Here is a 26,114-nt window from a genome sequence, read left to right as displayed (position 1 = left end):
CCTGATTCCACCCGGCCTTACCAGACTTTCAGGACCTGGCCGGTGACGAGGGATTCAACGCTGCGACTGTAGGCCAGCGCCACATCGGCAGCTTCCACTGGCTTGAAGCCACGAAAGAAGGGACCGTACTTTCCCAGCGACTGACGCAGCACGCTCGGGCTCACGCTGTTGATGCGGATGCCGCGCGGCATTTCCATGGCAGCCGCCTTGACGAAGGCATCCAGGGCGCCGTTGACCATGCTGGGCGACACGCTACCCGGCACCGGATGCTCGTTGAGGATGCCGGTGGTTAGGGTGATGGAACCTCCATCGGTGAGATAGTCCCGCGCTACCTGGGCGACATTAATCTGCCCCATCAGTTTGTTCTCGATTCCCAGCAGGTGCTTGGAATCGCTCAGCGGGGCTGACTCAAGCTCGTTAAAGGCCGCGAAAGTTGCCTTGCCCAGGGTCATGATCACGGCATCCAGCGGGCTCAGCTGCTCGAAGGCCTCCTTGATCGAGGCCGGATCGGTGATATCGATATGAACATCGCCGCTCTTGGAGCCAGCTGAGATTACCTCGTGGCGCTCGGAAAGGTGTTCCTTGACCGCGCTACCGATCGTCCCAGTCGCACCGATAAGCAAAATCTTTAGGCGTTTATCACTCATTGCGTAATCTCCGTTTCCTGATCGATCCAATCGAGTCGCATTTCATCGACATGGCTCTTGTTCAGATAATCGATGAAGCGCTTGCGAAACAGTTCAGTATGCTCATGTGCAGCCTCTTCGGCCCGATTCACATCCCGCTCTTCGATGGCACGGATGATGGCTTCGTGATCGTTGCCGATTTGACGGTCCAGGTCACTCACGATGAAGTTCAACTGAAGGTGAATCAGACGCTGTCCTTCATCGAGCAGTGTCTCGTAGTATTGGGTGAAATAAGGATTGCCGGCCGCTTCGGAGATTCGCAGGTGAAACTCCTTGTTCTTTTCCGACATCATGCGGAAATCGGATTGATTGACGGCCTCCATATACTCCTGGTTCTTGGCGCAGATCTCTTCCAGGTCAGACGCTGTTCGATGTCTTGCCGCCAAGCGAGTCACCGCTCGTTGCACCAGGTCAAGCGCATCGATATAGCGAGGAAGCTCATCGAATTCGATAGGCTTCACGATGGCACTGCGGTTACTCAGCACGGTAACCAACCCCTCACTCATCAATCGTGCCAAGGCATCTCGTACCGGTGACCGCGACAGGTTGAAATGCTCTGCCAGGGATACCTCATCGAGAGGGCTACCGGGCTTCAACTCCAACGTCAGGATCCGCTGGCGTAGAGTTTCGTAGATGTAGCGCCCGCCGTGTCGTTTTGCTGTGCCCGCCATAGTCGTCTCCCGCGATAGTGGAAAAGGGATACCTTACTCTCGCCAGCGACCCGTATGAAGCACTCAGCCGGCGCCCCAGGTGTCGGAAAGCGTGAAACCGTCGGACAGCGGATCGTCGGGGTCCATACCCAGCTGGTGGAAGCCATAGACCCAGGCACGCCCCGTCACGGACGGAAATGCCGCTGGCCGCCCGGCGACCTCGCCTATATCCCGAAGCGAGACCTGGAACTCGCCGCCGATGATCGAGCGTGACACCAGGGTATCGCCCTTCTCGACGAGTCCCCTGGCCAGCAGGGTCGCCAGGTTCGCGGAGCTGCCGGTGCCACAAGGCGAACGATCCACCCTGCCCGGGGGCAGAGTGGTGCAGGTCTGATACACCTTGTCGGAAATCCGGTGGCGGAACATGACGTAGGCCACGCCGCGAATCGATGCCAGCTCAGGGTGCAGCACCTCGATCTCCCGATTGACGACCTTCTTGATAGTCATCCCCAACACGGCGAGCCGATGAGCGTTCTCGGGTGCGATCTCGAGGCCCACTTGATCGACATCGACGAGCGCATAGAAGACGCCGCCAAAGGCGATATCCAGGGTGATACGCCCCAGCCCGGGCACCTCGAGCTCGCGATCGAGGGAATCGACGAACGCCGGCACCATGTCCAGCGTCACGCTGTTGCAACGCCCATCCTCGCAGTGGGCCTGCGCCGTGACCAGCCCTGCAGGCGTGTCGACACGCACCCGGGTCAGCGGCTCTTCCATGGGCACCATGCCCAGCTCGAGCAGCGCTGTCACCACGCAGATGCAGTTGCTTCCCGACATGGGATGCGCCTTGTCGGCCTGCAGGATGATCAGCCCGGTATCCGCCTCGGGCCGCGTGGCCGGCAGCAGCAGGTTGACCGACATCTGCAGGCAGCCGCGTGGCTCCTGGGTCACGAAGCGACGCAAGGAATCGTCCACTTCGTTGATGTGGTCCATCTTGTCGAGCATCGTCTCCCCGGGCATGTCGAGGACGCCGCCCGTGATCACCTTGCCGACCTCACCCTCGCAGTGCACGTCAACCAGCTGTAGTGTTTTACGCCAACGCATGTGTCTCTCCCGGCACGACGATGCTGTCGACCGGGCCGGTCGGCGACGCCGACCGGCCGGTCACGTTACTTGATGAACCAGCCCCAGGGCTTGTCGCTGACATAGCTGGTGATCTGCTTGGTCTCGAAATAGTTCTCGTAGCCCCACTCGCCGAGCTCGCGGCCGATGCCGCTCTTCTTGTAGCCGCCCCAGGGCGCCTCCACGAAGGTGGGCTGCGAGCAGTTGATCCAGATGATGCCGGCCTGCAGGTTGCGGGCGACACGCTCACAGCGCTCGAGATCCCTGGACATCACGGCGCCGGCCAGGCCGTACTCCGAGTCGTTGGCCACGCGCACGGCCTCTTCCTCGGTGGCGAAGCGGCGGATCGCCACCACCGGGCCGAAGACCTCTTCCTTCCACAGGTCGCTGTCCTCGGGCACGTCGACGAAGATGGCGGGCTCGAGATAATAGCCCTTCTCAAGGCCGGGCGGACGCTCGCCGCCGTACGCCAGGGTGGCGCCGTCACGCTTGCCCGCCTCGATGGCCTTGGTCACCTTCTCGTACTGGGCGGCGTTGACCAGCGGTCCGAGCAGGACGCCGTCTTCCATGCCGTTGCCGATCTTGAGCTTGCGGGCTTCCTCGACCAGGCGGTCCATCAGCTTCGGATAAAGGTTCTCCTGCACCAGCACCCTGGAGGTCGCGGAACAGACCTCGCCCTTGTTCCAGAAGATGCCGAACATCAGCCACTCGACGGCGTCCTCGAGGTCGCAGTCGTCGAAGATGATCAATGGCGACTTGCCGCCGAGCTCGAGGCTGATGTTCTTGATGTCCTGGGCGGCCATCTTCATGAGCTTGCTGCCGGTCGGCACGCTGCCGGTGAAGGCGATCTTGTCCACCAGCGGATGCTCGGTGAGCGGCGCCCCCGCCTCGGCCCCGATGCCGGGGAGGATGTTGACCACGCCGGGCGGGATCTCCGCCTCCTCGCAGATGGCCGCCATTTCCAGCGCGGTCAGCGAGGTGACCTCGGAGGGTTTGAGCACCACGGTGCAGCCCGCGGCGATCGCCGGCGCCACCTTCCAGGAGGCCATCAGCATCGGGAAGTTCCAGGGCGTGATCGCCGCCACGACACCCACCGGCTGCTTGATGGCCTTGGACACGAACCCGTCTTCCGCCAGCTCCACGGTTTGCTCGGGGTGCTCATCGCTGCGCTCGGCCAAGTCGGCGTAGAAGTCGAAACACCCTGCTGTGTCCTCGATGTCCCAGACGGCCTCCGGCATCGGCTTGCCGTTGTCGCGCACCTCCAGGGTGGCCAGCTCGTTGACCCGCGCCCGTATCCCTTCGGCGACACGACGCAGATAGCCGGCACGCTCCCTGCCACTCATCTTCGGCCAGGGACCGTTGTCGAACGCGGCTCGCGCGGCCTTGACGGCGGCGTCGACGTCCTCGGCCGTCGCGGAGGCCACCTCGGCGAAGACGCTTTCATCACTGGGGTCGATGGCCGGGAAGGTCTTGCCCTGCGCAGGCGCGACCCAGTGTCCATTGATGTACAGGTTATTGTACGTTGTCATAGTTTGGCCCTCTTTCATGTCGGTTCAAAAACGGGAGGCTCGGAAGGGGCGAAGATCCTGTTCACTCTGCCGGCCTTGCACCATGTCGGTGATCAGGCGCGCCGTCGTGGCGCCGAGTGTCAGCCCAAGCTGCCCATGCCCGAAGGCCATGTACACATTGTCGAGATTCGGCGACTTGTCGATCACCGGTTTGGTATCCGGAAGGAATGGACGCCACCCGATGCCATACTCGACGTCGGCGGTATTCAGCGAGGGGAAGATTCGCTTGGCTTTGTCCAGGATGATCTTGGCACGATCATAGTTGGGCTCGGGATTCTCGCCGGCGAACTCGATCGTCCCGCCGATTTGGAGTCCCCTGGACATGGGAATGAAGCCGAAGCCGCCATCGGCATAGACGGTGGAATGCCGCAGGTCGATACCGGGATCGCGCACCACGACCTGGTAGCCACCAATGCCCATCAGCGGCACCTTGACGCCCAGCGTCTTGAAGAATGCCTTGCTGCCGTTGCCTGCTGCGACCACGACGTGGTCGGCGGGCAGCTCCTTGCCGCCGTCCAAGACGATCCGCTCGGCCTTCCCCTGCCGCGACTGGATCTCCTTGACCGTGTCCTGCACCCTGACGCCGCCTTGGTCAACAAAGCTCCTGGTCAACGCCACCATGAAGCCTTCCGTATCCTTGACGGTCCTCCAGTCGGAAAGCAGCAGACCATGCGAAAATTTTCCCGCCAGTGATGGCTCGATATCGCTGATCTCTTTCTCGCCCAGGGACTCCACCTTGTAGCCGAGCTTTTGACGCAGAGAGATGTAGGTCTGCTCATCCCTTAGGCCGGAGAGACTGTCAAAGACTTCGAGTGTCGGTGTGGAGCCGATGAGCTCCTTGTCATCACATTTTTCGAGGAGAGGCTGATAATCCTCGTAAGCCTTGGCCGTGAGCGTCGCGAGCTCCTCCGCAATCTGGTCGATTCTGGAGCGCCGAGCGTTGGCCATGAAGCGTAACATCCATGGCATCAGCTTCGGGACAGCCGCGGGCCGTAGGGCCAAGGGGCCCTTCTGATCCAGAATCCAGCCCGGCACCTTCTTGATGATGCCCGGCTTGGAGAGCGGGATGATTTCGCTGACGGCCATCTGGCCACAGCTCCACTTGGCGGTGCTATCGCCGGGTTCGGCGGGATCCACCAGTGTGACGTGCATCCCCTCCCGCTGCAGATAAAGTGCACAGCAGATACCGACAATGCCACCGCCAATGACAACAGTAGATGGAGCGACGCTCATCAGCTGACCTCGCGCGTTAGCAACAGGCACGGCCAATCCCTCAACCGTGCCTGCCAATTCCCAGTGTTATACCTGCTCGTAGGCCTTGCGGAACTCGGCCTTCTCGGCATCGCTGAGAGGCTGTAGCGGCATGCGGGCGTTGCCGACCGGGAAGCCGCTCAGCTCACAGCCGTACTTGATCTTCTGGATAAACTTGCTGGTTTCCAGGCTATTCATGACCGGGAAGATCTTCTGAGAGATGCCTTTGGCACTCTCGATATCACCCGCCATGTAGTCGTTATAAAACTTGTTGATGTTCACCGGCATGATGTTGGCCGGCGCGCTTATCCAGCTGGTGGCGCCCCACAGGAAGTAGTCCAGGGCGATATCGTCAGAGCCGCAGCACAGGTCGATCTTGCCCTTGTACTTGGTGCCGATGTCGATGGCACGCATCAGCTCGCCACTACTTTCCTTGATGGCAATCACGCGCGGATCATCTTGCAGGCCATCCATCACGCTGTAACCGAGCTCGATGGCCACGCGCATCGGGTAGTTGTACAGCACCAGCTCGACATCGGGCACCGCGTCCAGGATGGCACGATAATGTCCCAGCAGTTCCTCGTCTGACGGCACGGAGTAGAAGGGAGGTGCGACCAGCACCGCGTTATAGCCGGCGTCACGGTTTTGCTTGACTTGTTCGATCACCTCGCGGGTGGAGGGCGCGTTGGCGCCGGCGATCAGCATGCCACGGTCACCCACCACTTCCTTGACGGTCTTCAGGACTTCACGACGCTCTTCGTTGGTCATCGCGTAGGATTCGCCGGTGGAGCCCAGCGGCGCGAAACCGGTAGCACCCATCTTAAGCTGGTGCTCGAGCAAGTCGGCCAGAACCTGATGGTTGATCTTGTCGTTGGCGTCGAACGGGGTGACGAGCGCGGGAATGATACCTTCGAGTTTCATAGCAACCTCCGGGGTTGGGTTGGACTGATTCTGGGTTTGATCAGGTGAAGCGACGCAGTAGCTTCTGTTCAATGACATCGACCAGGCGAGTCACCGGGAAGGCCACGGCAAAGTAGATCACCGCTGCCGCCGTCAGAAACTCAACAGGCCGGGCTGTGCTGGACGAGATGTTCGAGCTGACGAACATCAAGTCCGCGATACCCACTGAAGAGATCAGGGCACTTTCCTTGAAGAGTGAAACCACATTCGACATCAGCGGCGGAATGGAGCGCAACAATGCCTGAGGAAAGATGACATTGATGGCCTTGACCCTGAAGCTGAGACCGAGGGCGACACAGGCATCATGCTGCTCACCCGAGATGGATTTCAAAGCCCCTCGGAACGTCTCGCTGGTAATGGCGCCCATAAACAGCACCATCGACAGCAACACTGACACATAGGGCGGAATGTCCTGCCCAAGCACCAGCGGCAGGCAGAAGAAGATCCAGAAGAGCTGAATCAGCATCGGCGTGCCGCGAAAGAACTCCACATACAGGCGAGCCGGCCATTTCAGAAGTCGACTAGGGCTCACCCTCAGCAGGCTGACCACGAATCCGAGCAGGGTACCGACGATGGCCGCACTGATGGTAAAGAACAGCGTGATCCCAAGCCCATTGAGGAGAACATCCCAATAGCTGAATACACGCAAGAAATCGAAATTCATGATGACCTCCTCAACGCTCTACCGATGCATCTTGACGACGCTCGATGATGCCAACCAACTGAGAAATCGGAACAGACATCAGGAAGTAGATGACGGCTACGACGGTGTATACCTCCAGAGGCCGATACAAGTCAGTTGCCAGGATCTTGCCTGCGTACATCAGATCGGCAACCGCCACGATGGCCACCAGGGCACTTTGTTGAAGAATGGTAATTCCATTCGTCATCAGCACCGGAATCGCGTTTCTCAGGGCTTGAGGAAAGATCACATATAGGGTCTTTTTCCACCCCCCCAGTCCCAGGGCAACACAGGCATCATGGTGTTCCTTGGGTACGGCCTGAATCCCTGCCCGATAGGCCTCGGCGTTGAAGGCGATCAGGTTGAGCCCCAGCGCAAGCACCCCCATGGTGATAGGATCAAAGAAAATGTTAAAGAGAATTGGAACACAATAGAAGAACCACACGACCTGGATCAACACGGGCGTGCATCGAAAGAATTCGATGAATATCTTGGCCGGCAACCTCAGTATCCAGAGCGATGCCATCGCCATCAGACAGACGAGGAACCCAATCGTCAGCCCCAGGGCATTGGCCCCAAGTGCGAGCATTATGGTTGTCTTAAGCCCTTCCAGAAGAGGACCAAAATGCCCGAATAGCGCGGTGAAGTCGAACTCGTAACTCATGATGATTTACCTCACTTAAGATGCAGAACCTTGTTGAGGAAATCCTTTGTTCTCTCCTCCTTCGGATCATTGAACATGATCTCAGGATCACATTTTTCAACGACCTTTCCACCGGCTATGAACACCGACTCGGTAGCGATCTTTTTGGCAAAATACATATCGTGAGTCACGATCATCATGGCCATCTTCTGCTTGGCAAGATCCATCATCACCTTTTCGACCTCGGCCACCATCTCCGGATCGAGGGCAGATGTCACCTCATCGAACAGCATGAGGCGCGGCTCCAGCATCAGGGCACGTGCGATGGCAACACGCTGCTTTTGACCACCCGACAGCTTCCCTGGAAAGCTGTTGATCTTGTCCTCCATGCCGAGTATTGCCAGATATTCCCTGGCTCGATCCTCCGCTTCCGACTTGGCCATCCCATGTACCTTGACGGGAGACAGGGTCAGGTTGCTCAGCACAGACAGGTGAGGGAAAAGCGTGTAATGCTGGAACACCATGCCGATATGGTTACGAATGGCAAGATCGGTTTGCGTGACGCCCTTCTTGTTGACGCTGATATAAGGCTGTGAGTCGAAATAGATCTCGCCCTTGTCGATCTTCTCGAGGCCCATCAGCACACGAAGCAGGGTACTCTTGCCGCTGCCGCTTGGCCCGATGATGACCAGACGGTCCCCCGCCTTCATCTGCAAGTCCATTTCATCCATCACACAGGTGTCGCCAAACCGCTTGGAAACCCCCTTGAATTCGATCAATGGAGCAGAGGTAGCAGGTTGTGGCATGCCATCGCCTGCCTTGCGCGTGTTAAGACTTTCGACAACGTTCATAAGCCTCTCCTGAACCGCATTCGGTTTTTGATATTGGAATCTTCGTGCATGCGATGCGTAACCAGGCGAAGGCCTAGATAGCACGCTGCAGGGGATGTATCAGGATGAAGTCATTGAGCGACTGGAGCATGAGGAGCCTCTCTTATTTATTGTGTTGAGATATTATGTAGCGGGGCCTGAACCGCTGTATGCAGCAATGCATACAAATGTAGTCACCTCCTCGACACCCTGTCAAGGCATGCAAGGCATGACCTTGAAAAACCCCGGACCGCAAGTAACACCACCAGCCGTTTCAAACCGGCCCTAATCATCTGATGGATAAGCTTTTTCAAGCGCCGGAAGGACAATGGCAATGGGGCACATGCTGGGGATCCGGGCATCCATACTCGGGGAGTCCTTCCTGGCTAGGCTCCTCTCCTGTGGCAAGAGAGCGGGCGCACCCTATTGGGGGCCGTGAAAGTTCCCCTCCGTCCAGAGCCCCCTACGCATGACGTTGAATGGCATGCCTCAGTGGCTTTCCGGCCCCCTGGCCACGTACCTGATCGGACCACCTCCACGTTTCGATCAGCGAGCCTCGGTATGGGAAACGCGAGGTGGATGGTATTCGACCAATGGACTTGGTCCGACAGGGCTAACGTCGAGCGGCGATACCCGTCGTATCTGTCGAGGCCGAGAGGCGGAGAGCCTCCTTACTGAGGTGAGGCAAGACTGTGTTGACTTGTCGGACGCTCGCTCCTACCTTGTATGCAGGCCTGCATACTTTGAAGAATCAGGCCGGCTCGTCAGGAAGCCTGGGCTATGCCCACTTGGTCACCTGACGGGAGACAGACACCGAGAATCACTTCATATCACATAAAAAATAAGGACTTATGAAATGAACCATCTCACCAAGCTGCGTCCCTTTGCTGCACTTTGCTGTGCAGCCACCCTCGGCATGGCATCCGCCTCGTCTGCATTGGCAGCCGAGCACACCTGGCAAAGCGTCAAGGAAGCCGGTGAGCTCCGCTGCGGCGCCGCCATTGCCACCCCCTACGTCATGAAGAACCCCCGGACCAACGACTACAGCGGCTTTTTCGTCGAGGTATGTCGTGACTTCGCGGAGCACCTGGGCGTTGAGGCCACCTTCGTCGACACCAACTGGGATAACCTCGTGGCGGGGGTCCAGAGCGAGCGCTGGGATCTGGCGATGGCGCTGAACCAGACACCGGAGCGTGCCAAGGCCGTTGCCTTCTCCGAGCCCGTCTCCAACTATGAGGTGTCCTTCCTCTACAACAAGGAAAACTCAAAGCTGCCGGAGACGGTGGACGGTCTGGAGGATATCGACAACTCCAACATCACCGTTGCCGTGATGTCGGGCACAGTGCAGGACAAGGCGGTGACGGCCAATCTCGAGAATGCCAACATCATGCGTCTCCCGGGCATGGATGAAACCCGGCTGGCGGTCATGTCGCGCCGTGCGGACGTCCTGGCCGATGCCAATGACACCAATCTACTGTTCCAGCACGCGAACCCTGAATGGGCGGAGATTATGACTCCCAATCCCCCGCTAGCCCGCCAAGGCGTTGCATTTGGTCTGAACAAATCAACACCAGAGGCTGATATTCAGGAGCTCAATGAATTCATCTTGAGCAAAAAGGAAGCTGGCGAAGTTGAAGAAATGATAGACGAGGCTGCAAAAATCGCTATTGAACAGATGGAATAACTCACACCCATAGAGATATCAGGATTTTCTGTCCGGCGTTGATTCTCGCTGGACAGTAAATCCGAGCAGCTCATAATGTAGTTGCGGCTTTCTTTAGAATTTTAAACGCTTACTGAAACTTTCACTGTCAGCCATTCTTGCCTCATGGCACTAATGAGACCTTGCCCTGTAAGATAATAAAGTCATTGATGGAGCTTTGTTTCGCCTGCTCATTTTTCATGACTCGCCTTGAGGCTTTCAACTATAACGATAGGTGAAGTGCTATGGATTCAGTTCTTGTTGGGGTGGATAGGAGTCGTCGGTCCTGGCGTTCTGTAAAGTTTGCGCTGGAAAGGGCAGCGATGCATGACTGGGATGTCACAATAGTTCATGTCATCAACTGGTCTCCTTATAAGTTCTCAACAAAAGAAGATAATGAGAGGCGGCCTATCAAGAGGCAGCAGGAGATTTCGCGCGCGGAATCCGATGTTATTAAACCCTTGATGGAGTGGATTTCCGAAGAGAATCTATATCCTGATACTACCAAGGTAACAACGCTGATAAGGCATGGCCGCCCTTCTGATACGATCATCAAGTTGGCCAAGAGTGGTGACTACGATCTAATTGTTGTTGGTCGTGCCGGTGAGTCAAGGATGCGGTCGGCTTTATTCGGCAGTACTGCCAGTCGTGTTGCCGAGAATTCTTCTGTTCCCGTGGTGGTGGTGCCCTGATCATGATGGCTCTTGAATCGATATTTACAGCAGAACTCTTCGTTCTTTTCGACAGCGGTATTATTGATGCAACCTTGGATCGGTACTTTCAGCCATTTGCTGCATGGTTGGCATCGATCGTCTTTTATCCGCTTCCATTATTTGGTACAGAGGCTCCGATTATTGTTCTTTGGCTTATCGTTGCCGGTACTTTTTTCACTGTGTGGTTGCGGTTCCTCAATATTCGTGGGATGAAGCATGCCTTTAACCTCGTTAGAGGAAAGTATACGCCCGATGATGCTGTCGGAGAAGTCAGCCACTTTCAGGCACTGTCTACTGCTGTTTCCAGCACCGTAGGGCTTGGCAATATTGCAGGTGTTGCAATTGCCATCACATTAGGTGGCCCGGGTGCTGCCTTCTGGATGGTTATTGCCGGTTTTTTCGGCATGTCTACCAAAATGGTCGAATGCATGCTGGCTGTTAAGTACCGGCATGTACACCCGGATGGCACTACCTCTGGTGGGCCAATGTATTACCTACGAGATGGCTTGGCGGAGCTTGGCTTTGTCAAGATTGGTAAAGCCCTTGCGGTGTGTTGGGCATTGTTCATGATGATCGCGGCTCTTGGTACCAATGCATTTCAAGCGAATCAGGCCACCCAGCAGCTTGTTGATGTGGCTAATATTGAGTGGCTGATTAATAACAAGTGGGCTATTGGTATGCTGCTTGCCGCTTTGACAGCTGCAGTTATCATAGGTGGGATAAAATCCATCGCCCGGGTCACAAGCATCCTGGTGCCGTTCATGACCCTGCTTTATGTTACTGCCTGCCTTGTTGTTATTTCCATTAATATCACTGGCGTTCCTGCTGCTATCGGTGAGATAGTTACGGGCGCCTTTTCACCGCAAGGTGTCGCAGGTGGTATTGTGGGCTCACTAGTTGTTGGTCTCCAGCGAGCTACGTTTTCAAACTCCGCAGGTGTTGGTGATGCGGCGGTAGCTCACTCGGCCGTCAAGACAAATCGCCCCGCCACTGAAGGATTTGTGGCCTCTCTGGAACCTTTTATTGATACGATCATTGTATGCTCGATGACAGCTCTTTGCATCGTTCTCACCGGAACTTGGCAAGGTTCTGATGTGCATGAGGTTAGCGGTGTTACGCTGACATCCCGTGCCTTTGAGACTGTCTCCCCATCCTTTTCTTATGTGCTTGCATTCGCCGTATTTCTATTTGCCTACTCAACGATTCTCAGCAACTCTTATTATGGCATGAAAGGGTTTGGCTTTCTTCTTGGTGACAACCCCAAGGCTGAAGTCGCCTATAAGGTAATTTTCCTTTGCTTTACAGTGATTGGAGCTGCCACCGCTCTTGCACCTGTCATTCTTTTCGCTGACTCGGTGTTTTTCCTGTTGGCTCTCTGCAACATTATCGGGCTTTACTTCCTGGCTAACGTTGTTCGCAGGGAGTTCAATAACTACTGGAAAAAACTGAAATCCGGTGAGTACAAGGTCATCGATAACAGTGACTCTTCTCTCAGCGGTAGCACTTGGCGTTCATGAGACTTTTATCCTGACTGCCAGTTATAATCCCCACGACTCTTGTACCCGGCCTTCTTGGCCGGGTTTTTATTTCGCCGTCAGCTTCTCCAGCGCTTCAAGATAGCTCTCTAGCACCAGGTTGGGTGGCGCCCCCTTGCGGGTGATAGCGCTGTAATAGGTGAGGTAGTGCCAACTTTCGGGATTCAGTGCGCGCATCCGGCCATCGCGAACCCAGCGTTCGGCGTAGTGGTTCGGCAGGTAGCCGATATAGCGACCGGAGAGTATGAGAAAGGCAATGCCTTCCCGATCAGTTGCGGTGGCGGCGGAGTTGAGGGGTTCATGGCATGCCTTGATCTCCGGCGTCTGGGCATAGGCCGGTAGCACAGCATCGTAGCTCGTCAGTTGCTCTTCCGTCACGGACTCGGCTTGGAAGAGTGGATGCCCCGAAGCGCAGTAGAGCCGTGAGGTTTCCTCGTAGAGCGACAGGTACTCTAGGCCGGGCATGGTCTTGAGGGCCGGAATCACACCGGTGTGCAGGCGGCCGTCCAGCACGGCAAGCTCGATATCGTGGGGTGGGATCATGCGGATGTTGATGCGCACGTCGGGACCGCGCTCCTTGAGGGCATTGAGCGCATGAGTGATATGCATCTCAGGCATGGTCACCAGGTTGTCGGTGATGCCGATGTTAAGTTCGCCCTTGAGCCAGGCATGCAGGCCGTTGACCCGGGTACGGAAGCCTTCCACCGCCGCCAGCAACTGCAGCACAGCTTCGTAAACCTCGGCGCCTTCGTCAGTGAGGGAGAAGCCGCTACGCCCACGCTGGCAGAGCCGCAGGCCGAGCCGTGTCTCCAGATCATTCATCGCCATGCTGATGGCGGCACGGGTGATATTCAATTCCACCTCGGCGGCGGAAAAACCGCCACACTCCACCACCTTGCGGTAGATCCGCAGCAAGCGCAGATCGGCATCACTCAGCTGGCCTGTCAAAGACCCCTTGCGGTGCGACATAGGCCTTCCCCATTCTCATCCATCGTCCTAAGGTCGGTGGTAAGGTTAGCAGGAGCGCCGCATAAGGTTAAGCAGCGGATTTCACGAGATTAAGATTTATTGGTTTATACTTATCGATACCCGGACCTACCTTGCCTCTTACAACGACCAAAACGGCCTAACTACGGGGTGCCCCATGTTGGATCGAGACCTCCCAGACGCCTCGGGCCTGAGCCCAGAACAGCTGGATGCTTACTGGATGCCCTACTCCGGCAACCGCCAGTTCAAGCGCGACCCGCGGATCATCGTCGGCGCCGAGGGTAGCTACTACACCGCGGCCGACGGTCGCCGGATCTACGATGGCCTCTCCGGCCTGTGGACCTGCGGCGTCGGCCATGGCCGTCCCGAGATCGCCGAGGCGGTCAGCCAGCAACTCGCCCAGCTGGACTATGCCCCCGCCTTCCAGTACGGCCACCCCAAGGCCTTCGAGTTGGCTCACCGGATCCGCCAGTTGACCCCGAAGGGCCTCGACTACGTGTTCTACACCGGCTCCGGCTCCGAGAGCGCCGATACCTCGCTGAAGATCGCCCGCGCCTACTGGCGCAAGAAGGGCAAGCCCACCAAGACCAAGCTGATCGGCCGGTCCAAGGGCTATCACGGGGTCAACTTCGGCGGCATCAGCCTGGGCGGCATCGGCGCCAACCGCGTCCTGTTCGGCCAAGGCGTCGACGCCGACCACCTGCCGCATACCCTGCTCGAGGAGAATGCCTTCACCCGTGGCATGCCCGAGCACGGGGCCGAACGCGCCGACGAGCTGCTGGAGCTGATCGCCCTGCACGATGCCTCCAACATCGCCGCGGTGATCGTCGAGCCCCTGGCCGGCTCGGCCGGGGTGATCCCGCCGCCCCGGGGCTACCTCCAGCGCCTGCGCCAGATCTGTGATGCCCACGACATCCTGCTGATCTTCGACGAGGTCATCACCGGCTTCGGCCGCATGGGTGCGATGACCGGTGCCGAGGAGTTCGGCGTGGTGCCGGACATCATGAACGTCGCCAAGCAGCTGACCAACGGGGCCGTGCCCATGGGCGGGGTCATCGTGCAGGGGGAGATCTACCACACCTTCATGGAGCAGGGCGGCCCCGACTACATGATGGAGCTGCCCCATGGCTACACCTACTCGGGGCACCCGGTGGCCTGTGCCGCGGCCCTGGCCACCCTGGACGTGCTCGAGAACGACCGCCTGGTCGGCCGCGTCCGGGAGATGGCGCCGATCTTCGAGGACGCCCTGCACGGCCTCAAGGGCAGCCGTTATATCAGCGATATCCGCAACTACGGCCTCGCCGGCGCCCTGCAGATCGAGCCCTGCCCCGGCGAGCCGGCACGGCGGCCCTTCGAGATCGCCATGAAGTGCTGGGAGAAGGGCGTCTACGTGCGCTACGGCGGTGACACCATCCAGCTCGGCCTGCCCTTCATCGTCGAGCGCGAGGAGATCGACCGCCTCGTCAACGTTCTCGGCGAGGCCATCGGCGAACTGTGAGCCATCAGCGAACCGAGCTCAAGCACCTCAACCCATCACCCCGGACATTCATGATGGAAGTCTGATAAGCCGCTACCCATTCGTCAATACCTCTACACACCGGGCAGTAAGTTAAATGGCAACTCACACGAACGAAAGCATAATAATATTTATTGATACGAAACCCATATTATATTCTTTTCCAACATGGTCAGAAACTGAAGTGTCCTCTGCATTGCTTGGTGCAAAAGGACATTTGAGCAACGCCACCTCATAGGTGTCGTGCCATAAGTGTTGCCGGATCGGGGGAACCCGATTCGGCCTTTTTTGTTTATCGCACCTTCTCGGAAAAGAGGCATAACCTTCAGGAAAAGCCGACCATGTTCGCGATACCCACCTCAGCGTAGCCAGCTGAGGGCTGACAAGCCGTCACCTATTTCGCCGGAGCCTCGACACGACAGCCAAAAAGTTAAGCGTCAGCTTACACGAACTAAAGCATAACAATATTTATTGGCACCGAACCCCATCATATCATGGCTCTCATAGGCAGGAACTGGAGCGCCCTTCGCCCCTGCTCGAGGCCAGTATCAAGCAGGCAACGGCAGGCGCGGCACACGATAGCGAATCGTTTGCCCCGCTACGCCGATGGCAAGCGCTCCATCTTGATGCCCCGCATCTCCACGGCCCGGATGGCCTTTGCTTCTACGCACGCATGAAGACGGTGATGGCACGCTGGTTCTCCGGTCTTCGCGAAACGACTAACCGATACACCATGCCAACACTTGAAGGTGGCTAAATGACAGCTTTCTATAATGAATCGCTTAGCAATCAGGACGTCAAGCAACTGGACCGCAAAGGAGTGTTTCACTCTTGGTCGGCGCAGGGTTCACTGGACCCGCTAGTGATCAAGAGTGGTAGTGGCTGCCGCCTGTGGGACTATGAAGGGCGGGAGTATCTCGATTTCTCAAGCCAGCTGGTCAACACCAACATCGGCCATCAGCACCCGAAGGTCCTCGCCGCCATCAAGGCACAGCTGGACGAACTGGCCACCGTGGCGCCTTCACATGCCAACTACGCTCGCAGCCTGGCAGCCGAGAAGATCCTGGCACGCGCACCGGCCGGCTTCGACAAGGTCTTCTTCACCAACGGCGGTGCCGATGCAAACGAAAACGCCATTCGCATGGCGCGCACCGTCACGGGCCGGGAGAAGGTGCTGTCGGCCTATCGCTCCTATCATGGCGGCACCGGCTCCGCCATCGTGGCGACCGGCGACTTCCGCCGCGTGCCCAACGAGTATGCCCGTGGTCACGTCCACTTCTTCAACCCCTACCTGTACCGCAGTGACTTCTGGGCGCAGAACGAAGAGGAAGAGTCCGCACGCGCCCTGCAGCACCTGCGCCGGGTCATCGAGTCTGAAGGCGCCGCGTCCATCGCCGCCATCCTGCTGGAAACGGTACCGGGTACCGCCGGCATCCTGCTGCCGCCCAAGGGCTACCTGAATGGCGTGCGCGCGCTGGCCGACGAGTTCGGCATCGTGCTCATCTTCGACGAGGTCATGGCCGGGTTCGGCCGTACCGGCAAATGGCTGGCGCTGGATCACTTCGGCGTCACGCCCGACCTGATCACCTTCGCCAAGGGCATCAACTCGGGCTATGTCCCGGCCGGTGGCGTTATAGTCTCGGAGCAGATCTCACGTCACTTCAACGAGAACATGTTCTTCGGCGGTCTCACCTACTCTGGTCATCCGCTGGCGATGGCCGCCATCTGTGGCACGCTCGACGCCATGGAAGAAGAGGATATCGTGGGCAATGCAGAGCGTATCGGCGCCAACGTCCTGGCGCCTGGCCTGAAGCAGATCGCCGAGCGTCATGATGTTGTCGGCGAGGTCCGCGGATTGGGGGTTTTCCAGGCTATCGAACTGGTGGAAGACCGTGAAAGCCGCCAGCCGCTCAACGCCAAGGCGGTGGGGCAGCTCAAGGCGTCCATGATGGAGTGTGGCCTGCTGCCTTTCGTGGTGGCCAACCGCATTCACGTGGTGCCGCCTTGCGTGGTCACCGCCGAAGAGGCAGAACAGGGCCTGTCAATCATCAGTGACGCGCTCGGAAGCCTCAAGAAATAAGTCTTGAGTCAAATCGGCACGGGTTCTTCTTCCCGTCCTGACATCCAGGGCGTTTGAGAAATATCGGGCAATGATGTTGCCGGGTGAGAGACCCCCTATTCGGCCTTTTTCTTGGGTGGTCACGGCACGAAACGGCAATAAGCCCTTCTGCGACCGAAGAAGCGTTCGATCATCCACTGTTTGGACCTAGTTTCGCTCGATATGTCGAGATGAGAAGACCGGGTGGAGTATCCCCACCAGCGCGAAAAGTTAACCGCAAACTTACATAGAATTAAAAACTTCTGAGTTTAACCCAGCACTGAACGGTATTAGCCTGCAATCAGAGCAGCAACAGTAGCGACGCCATCGGCGAACTGGACTGAGCCAACGGCACCCCGAACTCACGACCTACCCATAACGACGACTTAAGAGAGGTATCACCATGACCACCCTCGGCCATCTGATCAACGGCGCCCGCATCGACGACAATGCGCGCACCCAGGACATCTACAACCCCTCCACCGGTGAGGTCGGCGGCCAGGTGAGCCTGGCCAGCAAGGCCACCGTCGAGGCGGCCATCGCCGCCGCCCAGGCCGCCTACCCGGCCTGGCGCGACACCCCGCCCGCCAAGCGCGCCCGTGTCATGTTCCGCTTCAAGCAGTTGCTGGAAGAGCATACCGACGAGATCTGCCGCCTGATCGGCCAGGAACACGGCAAAATCGTCCACGACGCCAGGGGCGAGCTTGCGCGCGGCATCGAGAACGTCGAGTACGCCTGCGGCGTACCGGAGCTGCTCAAGGGCGAGTACAGCAAGAACGTCGGCCCCAACATCGACTCCTGGAGCGACTTCCAGCCGCTGGGCGTGGTGGCCGGCATCACGCCGTTCAACTTCCCGGCCATGGTCCCGCTGTGGATGTACCCGATGGCCATCGCCACCGGCAACACCTTCGTGCTCAAGCCCTCCGAGCGCGACCCGACCTCGACGCTGTACATCGCCGAGCTGGCGCTGGAAGCCGGCCTGCCCGCCGGCGTGCTGAACGTCGTCAACGGTGACAAGGAAGCCGTCGATACCCTGCTCGATGATGCCCGTGTGCAGGCCGTGAGCTTCGTCGGCTCCACGCCGATCGCCGAGTACATCTACAGCCGCGCCAGCGCCAACGGCAAGCGCTGCCAGGCCCTGGGCGGTGCCAAGAACCACGCCATCGTGATGCCCGATGCCGACATGGACAACGTGGTCAACTCCCTGACCGGGGCCGCCTTCGGCTCCTCCGGCGAGCGCTGCATGGCGCTGTCCGTGGCCGTGGCGGTGGGCGACGCGGCCGCCGACGCCCTGATCGCCAAGATGCAGGCGCAGATGAAGACCCTCAAGGTCGGCCCCTTCCATGACACCGAGAACGACTTCGGCCCGGTGATCACCAAGGCCCACCAGGAGAAGGTCTGCGGCTACATCGACAGCGCCGAGCAGCAGGGCGCCGAGATCGTCGTCGACGGCCGCGGCGTCCAGGTGCCGGGCTTTGAAAACGGCTTCTATGTCGGCGGCACCCTGATCGACCGCGTGACCCCCGAGATGACCTGCTACCTCGAGGAGATCTTCGGCCCGGTGCTGCTGGTGGTCCGTGCCGGCTCCATGGAAGAGGCCATGCAGCTGATCGACGATCACGAGTACGGCAACGGCACCTGCATCTACACCCGCGACGGCGAGGCGGCCCGCTACTTCAGCGACAACATCCAGGTGGGCATGGTCGGCATCAACGTGCCGCTGCCGGTGCCGGTGTCCTACCACAGCTTCGGCGGCTGGAAGCGCTCGCTGTTCGGTGACCTCGCCGCCTACGGCCCGGATGCGGTGCGCTTCTACACCAAGCGCAAGACCGTCACCCAGCGCTGGCCGTCCGCCGGCGTCCGCGAAGGGGCTCAGTTCTCCTTCCCGTCCTGAGGTTCATCCTGAGGTTCAATGGCCCCGCCCCGTGCGGGGCCATTGCGTAGGTGGAAATATCGACAACAAGCAGTGGAGACAATGATGTTCGGACTCCCCTTATCCACGACCTGGCTGGTCATCGGTGTCCCGGTGTTCTGGGTGCTGTACACCTTGGGCTTCCTCTGGGTGACGCGCGGCTGGCCGGGGTTGAAACGCTCGGATGCGGACCGCTGAGTCGAGGCGACAGGGTCGCGACAACAATAACTCGTGTGATAGGAGAAGGATGTGAACTCGACAGTATTACTCTTCCTTGCCCTGTACTTTATCGCCATGCTGGCGGTGGGCGTCATATCCATGCGACGGGGCGGCTCCAATAGCATGGAAGGCTATTACCTCAGTGGCCGCAACGTCGGTCCTCTGGTCACCGCCATGACCATGCAATCCACGTCGATGAGCGGCTACATGTTCCTGGGGGCGGGCTCCCTGGGCTATACCCAGGGCTATCATGGCTTCTGGTACGCCGCCGGTGACATCGGCGGTGGTGTGGTGAACCTCTCGGTGCTCGGGCGGCGGATGCGCAAGCTCTCGCAGATCATGGGCGCACTGACGTCCATCGAATACCTCGAGAAGCGCTATCCCAACAAATGGGTCCGGCTGATCGCGGGGGGGCTGTCCGTCTTCCTGCTGGGGGCCTATGTGCTGGCCCAGTTCATCGCCGGCGGCAAGGGACTCGAGCTGGTGACCGGGCTGCCCTATGAAGTGGCGCTAGCCATCGCCGTGGCCGTCATCCTCGCCTACAGCCTGATGGGGGGCTACGGCGCGGTGGCCTATACGGACCTGCTGCAGAGCTTCGTGATGATCATTGGCATCGTCTGGATCCTGATCGCCACCCTGCAGGAGGTCGGTGGCCTGACGGCGGCCAACCAGGCCATCGCCAGCCTGGATCCGACGCTGCTCAGCGTCTGGGGACGAAACCTGGCATACGAGGGGCAATGGGGCATCGTGCTGGGCGCCTTCCTGGTCTTCTCCATCGGCTACATGGGCTGGCCCCATGTCGTGACCCGTCACATGGCGATGCGCAACCCCTTCCACGCGCGCCGTGCGGGGGTCTACTCCACGCTGTGGAACCTGGTCTTCGTCAGCGCCCCCTACATCCTTGGGGTCCTCGCCATCCTGGTGCTGCCCGACCTCGACGACCCCGAGCAGGCAATCTTCGCCCTGGCGCAGAATCTGCTGCCTGCCGCGGTGGTGGGTATCGTGATGGCTGCGATCATGGCGGCGATCATGTCCACGGCCGACTCGATTCTGCTGCAGACAGGCAGCATCGCGGCCCGCGACCTCTACGAACGCTTCATCAACCCCGCCATGGAAGAGAAACAGATGGTACGGGTCTCCCAGATCATCGTCTTGCTGCTGGGGACGATCTGTGGCGTCGCGGCACTCTTCGAGCCACCCGCTGTCTTCTCCATCGTCGTCTTCACGACCTCAGTGCTGGGCAGTGCCTTCCTGCCGGCCTACGTGGCCGCCGTCTGGTGGCGCAAGGCCAATACCCCCGGGGCTCTGTCCTCGATGATCGTCGGCAGCATCGTGGCCTTCGTCTGGCAGTACCTGGCGCTGGACGGGGTGACTGGCGTGCATCCCATGCTGGCCGGCGTCGGGCTATCCAGCCTGTCGATGGTCGCCGTCAGCCTGCTGACCCAGGCCAGCCATCCCGTCCCGGAGCACATCCTGCAGGCGATGGAGGAAACCGCCGAGCTGCGCCCCCTGCCGCGGCCCCTCAAGGCGCAGCAGAGCTTCGAGATGGCGCATGAAGCCCTGACCCTCAAGGCCAGCGAACGCACGGCATGAACGCGGCATCGGGGAGCATAATCCACGACGCTGGGGAACACGAGGACGCCTGGCTCGAGACCAGGCTTCCCCTCGAGGGTCTCGAGCGGCGGGTCATGGGGATCGACCCCGCCTTGGGCATCTGTGGCGTCCAGGCGATCGGCTTTCCCTACCTGCTGTGCCTGTACCGTTGGGAAACTCGCCGCTGGGGCGTGCGGCGCCAGGAACTGATGAGCTGCCTGGTGGATCGTTGCCAGGGGGTCAGCACGACCCTGGAAGGCGTCGAGTTCGGCGATCCCCTGGCCTCGGCGGTACTGCCACCGCCCGAACTCGACACGCCACCGCTCGAGCGCAAGGCGCGCCACCACGTCATGCAGGTGTGTCGTCACAGACTGAAACGCCGCAGCGCGGCAGGGCTCGAGCTGGTGTGCTGTCAGAGCGTCAGGAAACCCCTGTGGCGCGTCACAGGGTGTCACGCTCGGCATGGCGAGCTCGAGCTGCTGATCGATGGCCTCAATGGGGGCTATTACCTGCTGTGAAGCCCAGGCCCTGCCGGCGCAGCACCTCCTCACTGTCGGGGAAGTCGGTGTAGACTTCGTCGAGGATCCGCTGGTGCTCGGCGTTGACGAGGTCAGCGGTACGGCGGCGCAATTCCCCCAACAGCCGATCATAGAGCGCCCGGCCCTTGGCGGTCAGGGCAGGCCACGTTGCTCGATCTCGCCGAAGCGGGCGGTATGGGTCCCCTGGCACTCGCCGGGGCTCTCCATTCCGTCGATAATGACGTGGTAGACGCCCTTGTGCTTGGCACCCTCAACCTCAAGCGTCTCGGCGCGCCAGTTCAGGTTGGTGGCGTACCCCGCACTCTGCCCGGTGGTGTGGAAGCCGCCTCGATCGCAAGCTCACTCGGTTGCACACGGTCTGTCACATCTATACTGCACTGGCACGATCCCACCTTGATAATCACTTTGATCGAGGTACTGATATGCCACGTATAATCAACCACTTCATGAACGGAGAAGAGAAGACGGGCCAAGGCACGCGTACCAGCCAGGTGTTCAATCCCGCAACCGGTGAACAGACCGGCAGCGTGCTACTGGCAACCACCGAGGAAGTACGTGAAGTCGTCGCGGTTGCCAAGCAGGCCTTCCCCGCCTGGTCCACCACCCCCCCACTACGTCGCGCTCGCATCCTCAACCGCTTCCTCGGCATTCTGGAAGAGCGCATCGACGACCTGGCGGCCGTGATCACAGCCGAGCATGGCAAGGTACTCTCCGATGCCAAAGGTGAAATTCAGCGCGGCATGGAAGTCGTCGAATTCGCCGTGGGTGCGCCGCAACTGCTCAAGGGCGATGTCACCGAGAACGTCGGCACCCGAGTCGACAGCCATGCGTTGCGGCAGCCACTGGGCATCGTCGCCGGCATTACCCCTTTCAACTTCCCCGTAATGGTACCGATGTGGATGTTCCCGGTTGCCCTGGCCTGCGGCAACTGCTTCATCCTGAAGCCTTCGGAGCGAGATCCTTCGGCGTCCCTGCTGATCGCCGAGTGGCTCAAGGAAGCGGGTTTGCCCGATGGCGTTTTCAATGTCGTTCAGGGCGACAAGGAATCGGTCGACGCCCTGCTGACCGATCCGGACATCGCCGCCGTCAGCTTCGTCGGCTCGACACCGATCGCCCGCTACATTTACGAGACCGCAGCACGCACCGGCAAGCGCTGTCAGGCACTAGGGGGCGCCAAAAACCACATGATCATCATGCCGGACGCCGATCTCGACCAGGCCGTCGATGCGCTCATGGGTGCGGCCTACGGCTCGGCCGGCGAGCGCTGTATGGCCATTTCGGTCGCGGTTCCCGTTGGCGAGGCAACCGCCGACGCCCTGGTCGCCAAGCTCGAAGCCAAAGTGCGGGATCTCAATGTTGGACCGGGTACCGATGCCACCTCGGATATGGGCCCGCTGGTGACGCGCGAGCACCTCGATCGGGTGCGCGGCTATATTGCCTCTGGGGTAGAGGAAGGCGCCAAGCTGATCGTCGACGGCCGGGAACTCAAGGCATCGGGGCACGAAAACGGCTACTTCATCGGCGGCACCCTGTTCGATCATGTCACGACCGATATGAAGATTTACAAGGAAGAGATTTTTGGCCCAGTACTCGCCGTGGCACGAGCGGACTCCTACGACACCGCCGCGCGCTGGATCAACGAGCATGAGTTCGGTAACGGTACTGCGATCTTTACCCGCGACGGCGATGCGGCCCGTGAGTTTGCCCACCAGATTCAGGTCGGTATGGTCGGCATCAATGTGCCGATTCCAGTACCGATGGCGTTCCACTCCTTCGGGGGCTGGAAAGCCTCGCTCTTCGGCGACCATCACATGCACGGTCCCGAAGGCGTACGTTTCTACACCAAGCTCAAGACCATTACGTCTCGCTGGCCTACCGGCATCCGTGCCGGTGCGGACTTCGTAATGCCGACCATGGAGTAACCTCAGAACGGATCTTGCAGGCATCAAGGTCTGTAGGTTTCGATAGATATTAACCCGACGGAATCGCCGGGTTAATAACCTTTTCAACTTTCACTCTACAAGGCTTGGGCAATGTCAGTTTTCAATATGATGACTTCGACTATGTTGCCCGTGCGATCATTGAGCCATCCAACTCCCTGATCACCGGATCATGCGGCCCTGCCATATTACATAGAGCGCGTTGTAGATGGACTCATGCGAGACTTGGCGACGTGAATCGTTGGGAGACATCCGCTTCAGTGTGCGGGCTATCTGTTCAGGCGACCAGTACTTGCGCAACTAAACACCTAGTACTACAGCCGTAGCTGAATAAGCTACAATGCATGTGTATGATAGGGAAGCGATCATAGGGTGAAGGATGCAAGCGCTGGATCTCTCCGCCTCAGTATTTTTGTTTGGATGGCCTGGCAGACCGGTTAGGCCGGCTCTTTCCCCCGTTCGGAAACGCGCGATCGCGCACTCCGTTACCTCCAGGGGCTGCTCAGTCAGTGTGAGCGCAAGTATGGATGGCATCTTGCCGAGTGGCTCGGGGATGCCACCCCAGATGGGGTGCAGTACTTGTTGGAACGTGCCCGCTGGGATGCAAAGGCCATGTCGGGCCCCGGAGACAGGTTCAGCAGGACCGCCGTGGAGAGGAAGGTCATCCAGTGGGCCAGGGAATAGGAGGGCTTCGCGAGGAGGGGGAACGTTCACGCTAGGCGATGGCGCCGATGACGTCCAGTCAGGCGGGCCACGGCGGGTCGCCCGGAGGACATCACTGGCGATATAAAAAAGGCCTCCCGAAGGAGGCCAGGTGGAGCACGCCAGCTCACTGGTGACGTCGTCCGCCGTGCAGTGGTACCACGCCGGACGACCCGGTGACCGGCGGGGGAACCAGCGGCGCGTGCCACCTTCCCCGTGTTGTCGGCCACCTCTTGCCTATTTCCTTACAAGCGTCGTGCCACTTTCCACGGCTTTCATTCAATATCAGCTAGTTAAGACATTCCTGATGGTATCCCGGTGAGCTGTCGCCCCGCGCCGGCGGCGATCCCCGCACCATCGCGATCCCCACGGATGCCGCCCTGCATCATGGCGGGGCCTCGAGCGTCGGCCAGACTTGATGGAAATCCCTTCCATCAAGCATGCTGTGGGCTTCCCCGACCCTGCGGAGAGACCCCATGACCCACCCCCGCCTCGGCTTCATCGGCATCGGCCTGATGGGCGACCCCATGACCCGCCGCCTGCTGGCCGCCGGCTTCGACGTCTGCGTGTGGAACCGCTCCCCGGACAAGACCGCGGGAGTGGCCGCGGCCGGCGCCCGGGTGGCCGGCTCGATCGGCGAACTGGTGGCCGACGCGGACGTGATCCTCTTGTGCCTGGCCAACACCGCGGTCGTCGAGGCGGTGGTGTTCGGCGAGGACGGTGTGGCGGCCCATGCCCGCGCCGGCCAGCGGCTGGTCGACCTCTCCAGCAGCGACCCCGAGGCCACCCGTCGCTTCGCCGCTCGCCTGGCGGCCGACCCCGGCGTGCCCTGGGTGGATGCCCCGGTCTCCGGCGGCGTGGCCGGCGCCGAGGCCGGGGAGCTGGCCATCATGTGCGGCGGTGCCGCCGAGGATGTCGAGGCCGTGCGGCCTTTGCTCGGCCCCCTGGCGGCCCGGGTGACCCATATGGGGCCGGTGGGCAGCGGCCAGGTGACCAAGGTGTGCAACCAGATGATCGTCGGCTGCCAGGCGGCGGTGATCGCCGAGATGGTGGCCCTCGCCGAGGCCAGCGGGGTCGACGCCCACCGGCTCACCGAGGCGCTCGCCGGCGGCTTCGCCGACTCCACACCCTTTCGCATCCTCACCCCGCGCATGGCCGCCAGCGACTTCGTCGCGCCCCCCTGGCACCTGCGCACCCTGCTCAAGGACCTGGACATGGCCGTGGCCCAGAGCGGGCGGGTCACCAGCGCCACCCCGATGAGCGCCCTGGCCGCCCAGCTGATGCGCGGCCATGCCGGCCGCGGCCACGCCGACGCGGACCCGGCGAGCCTGGTCGAGGCCTACCGCAAGCCCTGAGGGCACGCCCGGGCGGCCGCCGCCTGGCGACACGGGGCGTTCCGGGCCATCCTTCCCCTGCGCCCTCCTCTTCCCGTCCACCCGGCGAGGGCGCGGGGGAGCGGCATGAGGCAATCGGGACGCGCGCAGATCGGCACCTCGGGCTACCAGTACGACCACTGGCGTGGCGTCTTCTACCCCGAGGGGCTGTCCAGGCGCCAGTGGCTCGCCCACTACGCCGCCCACTTCGCGAGTGTGGAGATCAACAACACCTTCTACCGGCTGCCCGGCGAGGCCACCTTCCGCACCTGGCGCGACAGCGTACCGGCGGGGTTTCGCTATGCGGTCAAGTTCAGCCGCTACGGCAGCCACATGAAGAAGCTCAAGGAGCCGGAGGCGACCATCGGCCACTTCCTGGAACGGGTGGACCTGCTGGGCGACCGGCTCGGGCCGATCCTGGTCCAGCTGCCGGGGCACTGGCGAGTCGATGCCGGACGGCTCGCGGCCTTCCTGGCGGCGGCACCGCCCGGCTATCGCTGGGCGATCGAGGTCCGCGACGCCTCCTGGTGGTGCGAGGCGGTCTATCGGGTACTGGAAGCGCATCACGCGGCCCTGTGCTGGCACGACGGCCTGGTCGATCATCCCCGGCGCCTGACCGCCGACTGGACCTACCTGCGCTACCATGGCGCCCCCGAGGGGGGAGGCTATTCACCCCAGTACCTCACGGCCCAGGCCAGGCGGCTCCGCGCCCTGCTCGACGGCGGCACGGACGTCTACGCCTACTTCAACAACGACGCCGCCGGGCACGCCGTGGCCAACGCCCGCCAGCTGCGTCGCTACCTCGACCACCGCTCGCCGGACTAGTCCGATCCCGGCATGCTCCGGGGGCGGCC

General features: G+C 60.3%; 23 protein-coding genes and 1 pseudogene. 13 read left to right on the top strand and 11 right to left on the bottom strand.

Going from position 1 to position 26,114, the window contains the following annotated elements; translation table 11 throughout:
* Nucleotides 1–17: 17 nt before the first annotated feature.
* The 9 genes from OCT48_RS06655 to OCT48_RS06615 all read right to left on the bottom strand — a co-directional run bounded on the left by OCT48_RS06655 (nucleotide 18) and on the right by OCT48_RS06615 (nucleotide 8,413).
* Nucleotides 18–647, bottom strand: a complete 630-nt coding sequence (locus OCT48_RS06655; protein WP_263591918.1) for a short chain dehydrogenase — start codon at nucleotides 645–647, stop codon at nucleotides 18–20.
* Nucleotides 644–1,357: a GntR family transcriptional regulator gene (locus tag OCT48_RS06650; protein WP_263591917.1), complete on the bottom strand. Its 714-nt coding sequence runs from the start codon at nucleotides 1,355–1,357 to the stop codon at nucleotides 644–646. The genes OCT48_RS06655 and OCT48_RS06650 overlap by 4 nt, the downstream gene beginning before the upstream one ends.
* Nucleotides 1,358–1,420: 63 nt before the next feature.
* Nucleotides 1,421–2,440: a proline racemase family protein gene (locus OCT48_RS06645; RefSeq protein WP_263591916.1), complete on the bottom strand. Its 1,020-nt coding sequence runs from the start codon at nucleotides 2,438–2,440 to the stop codon at nucleotides 1,421–1,423.
* A 65-nt stretch (nucleotides 2,441–2,505) separates the two neighbouring features.
* Nucleotides 2,506–3,987 (bottom strand): aldehyde dehydrogenase family protein, encoded by a 1,482-nt coding sequence (locus OCT48_RS06640; RefSeq protein WP_263591915.1) that lies wholly within the window; start codon nucleotides 3,985–3,987, stop codon nucleotides 2,506–2,508.
* A 24-nt stretch (nucleotides 3,988–4,011) separates the two neighbouring features.
* Nucleotides 4,012–5,259 carry an NAD(P)/FAD-dependent oxidoreductase gene (locus OCT48_RS06635; RefSeq protein WP_263591914.1) on the bottom strand — a complete coding sequence of 416 codons (1,248 nt, stop codon included), beginning with the start codon at nucleotides 5,257–5,259 and terminating at the stop codon, nucleotides 4,012–4,014.
* A gap of 66 nt (nucleotides 5,260–5,325) precedes the next feature.
* Nucleotides 5,326–6,198, bottom strand: coding sequence for a 4-hydroxy-tetrahydrodipicolinate synthase (dapA, locus tag OCT48_RS06630; RefSeq protein ID WP_263591913.1), 873 nt, complete (start codon nucleotides 6,196–6,198; stop codon nucleotides 5,326–5,328).
* A 40-nt stretch (nucleotides 6,199–6,238) separates the two neighbouring features.
* Nucleotides 6,239–6,901 (bottom strand): amino acid ABC transporter permease, encoded by a 663-nt coding sequence (locus OCT48_RS06625; RefSeq protein WP_263591912.1) that lies wholly within the window; start codon nucleotides 6,899–6,901, stop codon nucleotides 6,239–6,241.
* A 10-nt stretch (nucleotides 6,902–6,911) separates the two neighbouring features.
* Nucleotides 6,912–7,583, bottom strand: a complete 672-nt coding sequence (locus tag OCT48_RS06620) for an amino acid ABC transporter permease (RefSeq protein WP_263591911.1) — start codon at nucleotides 7,581–7,583, stop codon at nucleotides 6,912–6,914.
* Between the two features lie 11 nt (nucleotides 7,584–7,594).
* Nucleotides 7,595–8,413, bottom strand: coding sequence for an amino acid ABC transporter ATP-binding protein (locus OCT48_RS06615; protein ID WP_318152581.1), 819 nt, complete (start codon nucleotides 8,411–8,413; stop codon nucleotides 7,595–7,597).
* A gap of 874 nt (nucleotides 8,414–9,287) precedes the next feature.
* On the opposite strand from OCT48_RS06615, the gene OCT48_RS06610 reads away from it, so the two are divergent.
* The 3 genes from OCT48_RS06610 (at nucleotide 9,288) to OCT48_RS06600 (ending at nucleotide 12,363) form a co-directional block, all read left to right on the top strand.
* Nucleotides 9,288–10,115, top strand: coding sequence for a substrate-binding periplasmic protein (locus OCT48_RS06610; protein WP_263591910.1), 828 nt, complete (start codon nucleotides 9,288–9,290; stop codon nucleotides 10,113–10,115).
* Between the two features lie 263 nt (nucleotides 10,116–10,378).
* Complete coding sequence (locus OCT48_RS06605; RefSeq protein ID WP_263591909.1) at nucleotides 10,379–10,825, top strand: universal stress protein; 447 nt, start codon at nucleotides 10,379–10,381, stop codon at nucleotides 10,823–10,825.
* Nucleotides 10,826–10,827: 2 nt separating this feature from the next.
* The gene (locus OCT48_RS06600; protein WP_263591908.1) at nucleotides 10,828–12,363 is read left to right on the top strand and encodes an alanine/glycine:cation symporter family protein; all 1,536 of its coding nucleotides are present in this window, start codon (nucleotides 10,828–10,830) and stop codon (nucleotides 12,361–12,363) included.
* A gap of 66 nt (nucleotides 12,364–12,429) precedes the next feature.
* On the opposite strand, the gene OCT48_RS06595 is transcribed toward OCT48_RS06600, so the two are convergent.
* Nucleotides 12,430–13,350 carry a LysR family transcriptional regulator gene (locus OCT48_RS06595; protein WP_263591907.1) on the bottom strand — a complete coding sequence of 307 codons (921 nt, stop codon included), beginning with the start codon at nucleotides 13,348–13,350 and terminating at the stop codon, nucleotides 12,430–12,432.
* A 175-nt stretch (nucleotides 13,351–13,525) separates the two neighbouring features.
* Between OCT48_RS06595 and OCT48_RS06590 the strand changes: the two genes are divergently transcribed.
* The 6 genes from OCT48_RS06590 to OCT48_RS06565 all read left to right on the top strand — a co-directional run bounded on the left by OCT48_RS06590 (nucleotide 13,526) and on the right by OCT48_RS06565 (nucleotide 21,224).
* On the top strand, nucleotides 13,526–14,866 hold the full coding sequence (locus OCT48_RS06590) for an aspartate aminotransferase family protein (RefSeq protein WP_318152580.1): 1,341 nt from the start codon (nucleotides 13,526–13,528) through the stop codon (nucleotides 14,864–14,866).
* Nucleotides 14,867–15,641: 775 nt separating this feature from the next.
* A complete protein-coding gene (locus OCT48_RS06585; protein ID WP_263591906.1) occupies nucleotides 15,642–16,964 on the top strand; it encodes an aspartate aminotransferase family protein in 1,323 nt (440 codons plus the stop codon).
* A gap of 421 nt (nucleotides 16,965–17,385) precedes the next feature.
* Complete coding sequence (locus tag OCT48_RS06580) at nucleotides 17,386–18,876, top strand: CoA-acylating methylmalonate-semialdehyde dehydrogenase (protein ID WP_263591905.1); 1,491 nt, start codon at nucleotides 17,386–17,388, stop codon at nucleotides 18,874–18,876.
* An 84-nt stretch (nucleotides 18,877–18,960) separates the two neighbouring features.
* On the top strand, nucleotides 18,961–19,092 hold the full coding sequence (locus OCT48_RS06575) for a hypothetical protein (protein WP_263591904.1): 132 nt from the start codon (nucleotides 18,961–18,963) through the stop codon (nucleotides 19,090–19,092).
* Between the two features lie 96 nt (nucleotides 19,093–19,188).
* The gene (locus OCT48_RS06570) at nucleotides 19,189–20,706 is read left to right on the top strand and encodes a sodium/proline symporter (protein ID WP_318152614.1); all 1,518 of its coding nucleotides are present in this window, start codon (nucleotides 19,189–19,191) and stop codon (nucleotides 20,704–20,706) included.
* Nucleotides 20,703–21,224: a hypothetical protein gene (locus OCT48_RS06565; RefSeq protein ID WP_263591903.1), complete on the top strand. Its 522-nt coding sequence runs from the start codon at nucleotides 20,703–20,705 to the stop codon at nucleotides 21,222–21,224. The genes OCT48_RS06570 and OCT48_RS06565 overlap by 4 nt, the downstream gene beginning before the upstream one ends.
* Here the strand turns inward: OCT48_RS06565 and OCT48_RS06560 are convergent.
* Nucleotides 21,199–21,345, bottom strand: a complete 147-nt coding sequence (locus OCT48_RS06560) for a hypothetical protein (protein WP_263591902.1) — start codon at nucleotides 21,343–21,345, stop codon at nucleotides 21,199–21,201. The two genes, OCT48_RS06565 and OCT48_RS06560, sit on opposite strands and share 26 nt — an antisense overlap.
* A gap of 322 nt (nucleotides 21,346–21,667) precedes the next feature.
* On the opposite strand from OCT48_RS06560, the gene OCT48_RS06555 reads away from it, so the two are divergent.
* The 4 genes and pseudogenes from OCT48_RS06555 (at nucleotide 21,668) to OCT48_RS06540 (ending at nucleotide 26,085) form a co-directional block, all read left to right on the top strand.
* A complete protein-coding gene (locus tag OCT48_RS06555; RefSeq protein ID WP_263591901.1) occupies nucleotides 21,668–23,167 on the top strand; it encodes a CoA-acylating methylmalonate-semialdehyde dehydrogenase in 1,500 nt (499 codons plus the stop codon).
* Nucleotides 23,168–23,635: 468 nt separating this feature from the next.
* Nucleotides 23,636–23,800, top strand: a pseudogene (locus tag OCT48_RS06550) (IS701 family transposase); the annotation flags it as partial.
* A gap of 527 nt (nucleotides 23,801–24,327) precedes the next feature.
* Nucleotides 24,328–25,242 (top strand): NAD(P)-dependent oxidoreductase, encoded by a 915-nt coding sequence (locus OCT48_RS06545; protein ID WP_263591900.1) that lies wholly within the window; start codon nucleotides 24,328–24,330, stop codon nucleotides 25,240–25,242.
* A 105-nt stretch (nucleotides 25,243–25,347) separates the two neighbouring features.
* Nucleotides 25,348–26,085, top strand: coding sequence for a DUF72 domain-containing protein (locus OCT48_RS06540; RefSeq protein WP_263591899.1), 738 nt, complete (start codon nucleotides 25,348–25,350; stop codon nucleotides 26,083–26,085).
* Nucleotides 26,086–26,114: the final 29 nt, after the last annotated feature.

Origin of the sequence: Halomonas sp. M4R1S46 (assembly GCF_025725685.1) — a bacterium.
GTDB lineage: Bacteria > Pseudomonadota > Gammaproteobacteria > Pseudomonadales > Halomonadaceae > Halomonas.
The sequence above is the reverse complement of the archived record's forward strand: the minus strand, read 5'-3'. Positions and strand labels throughout refer to the sequence as shown.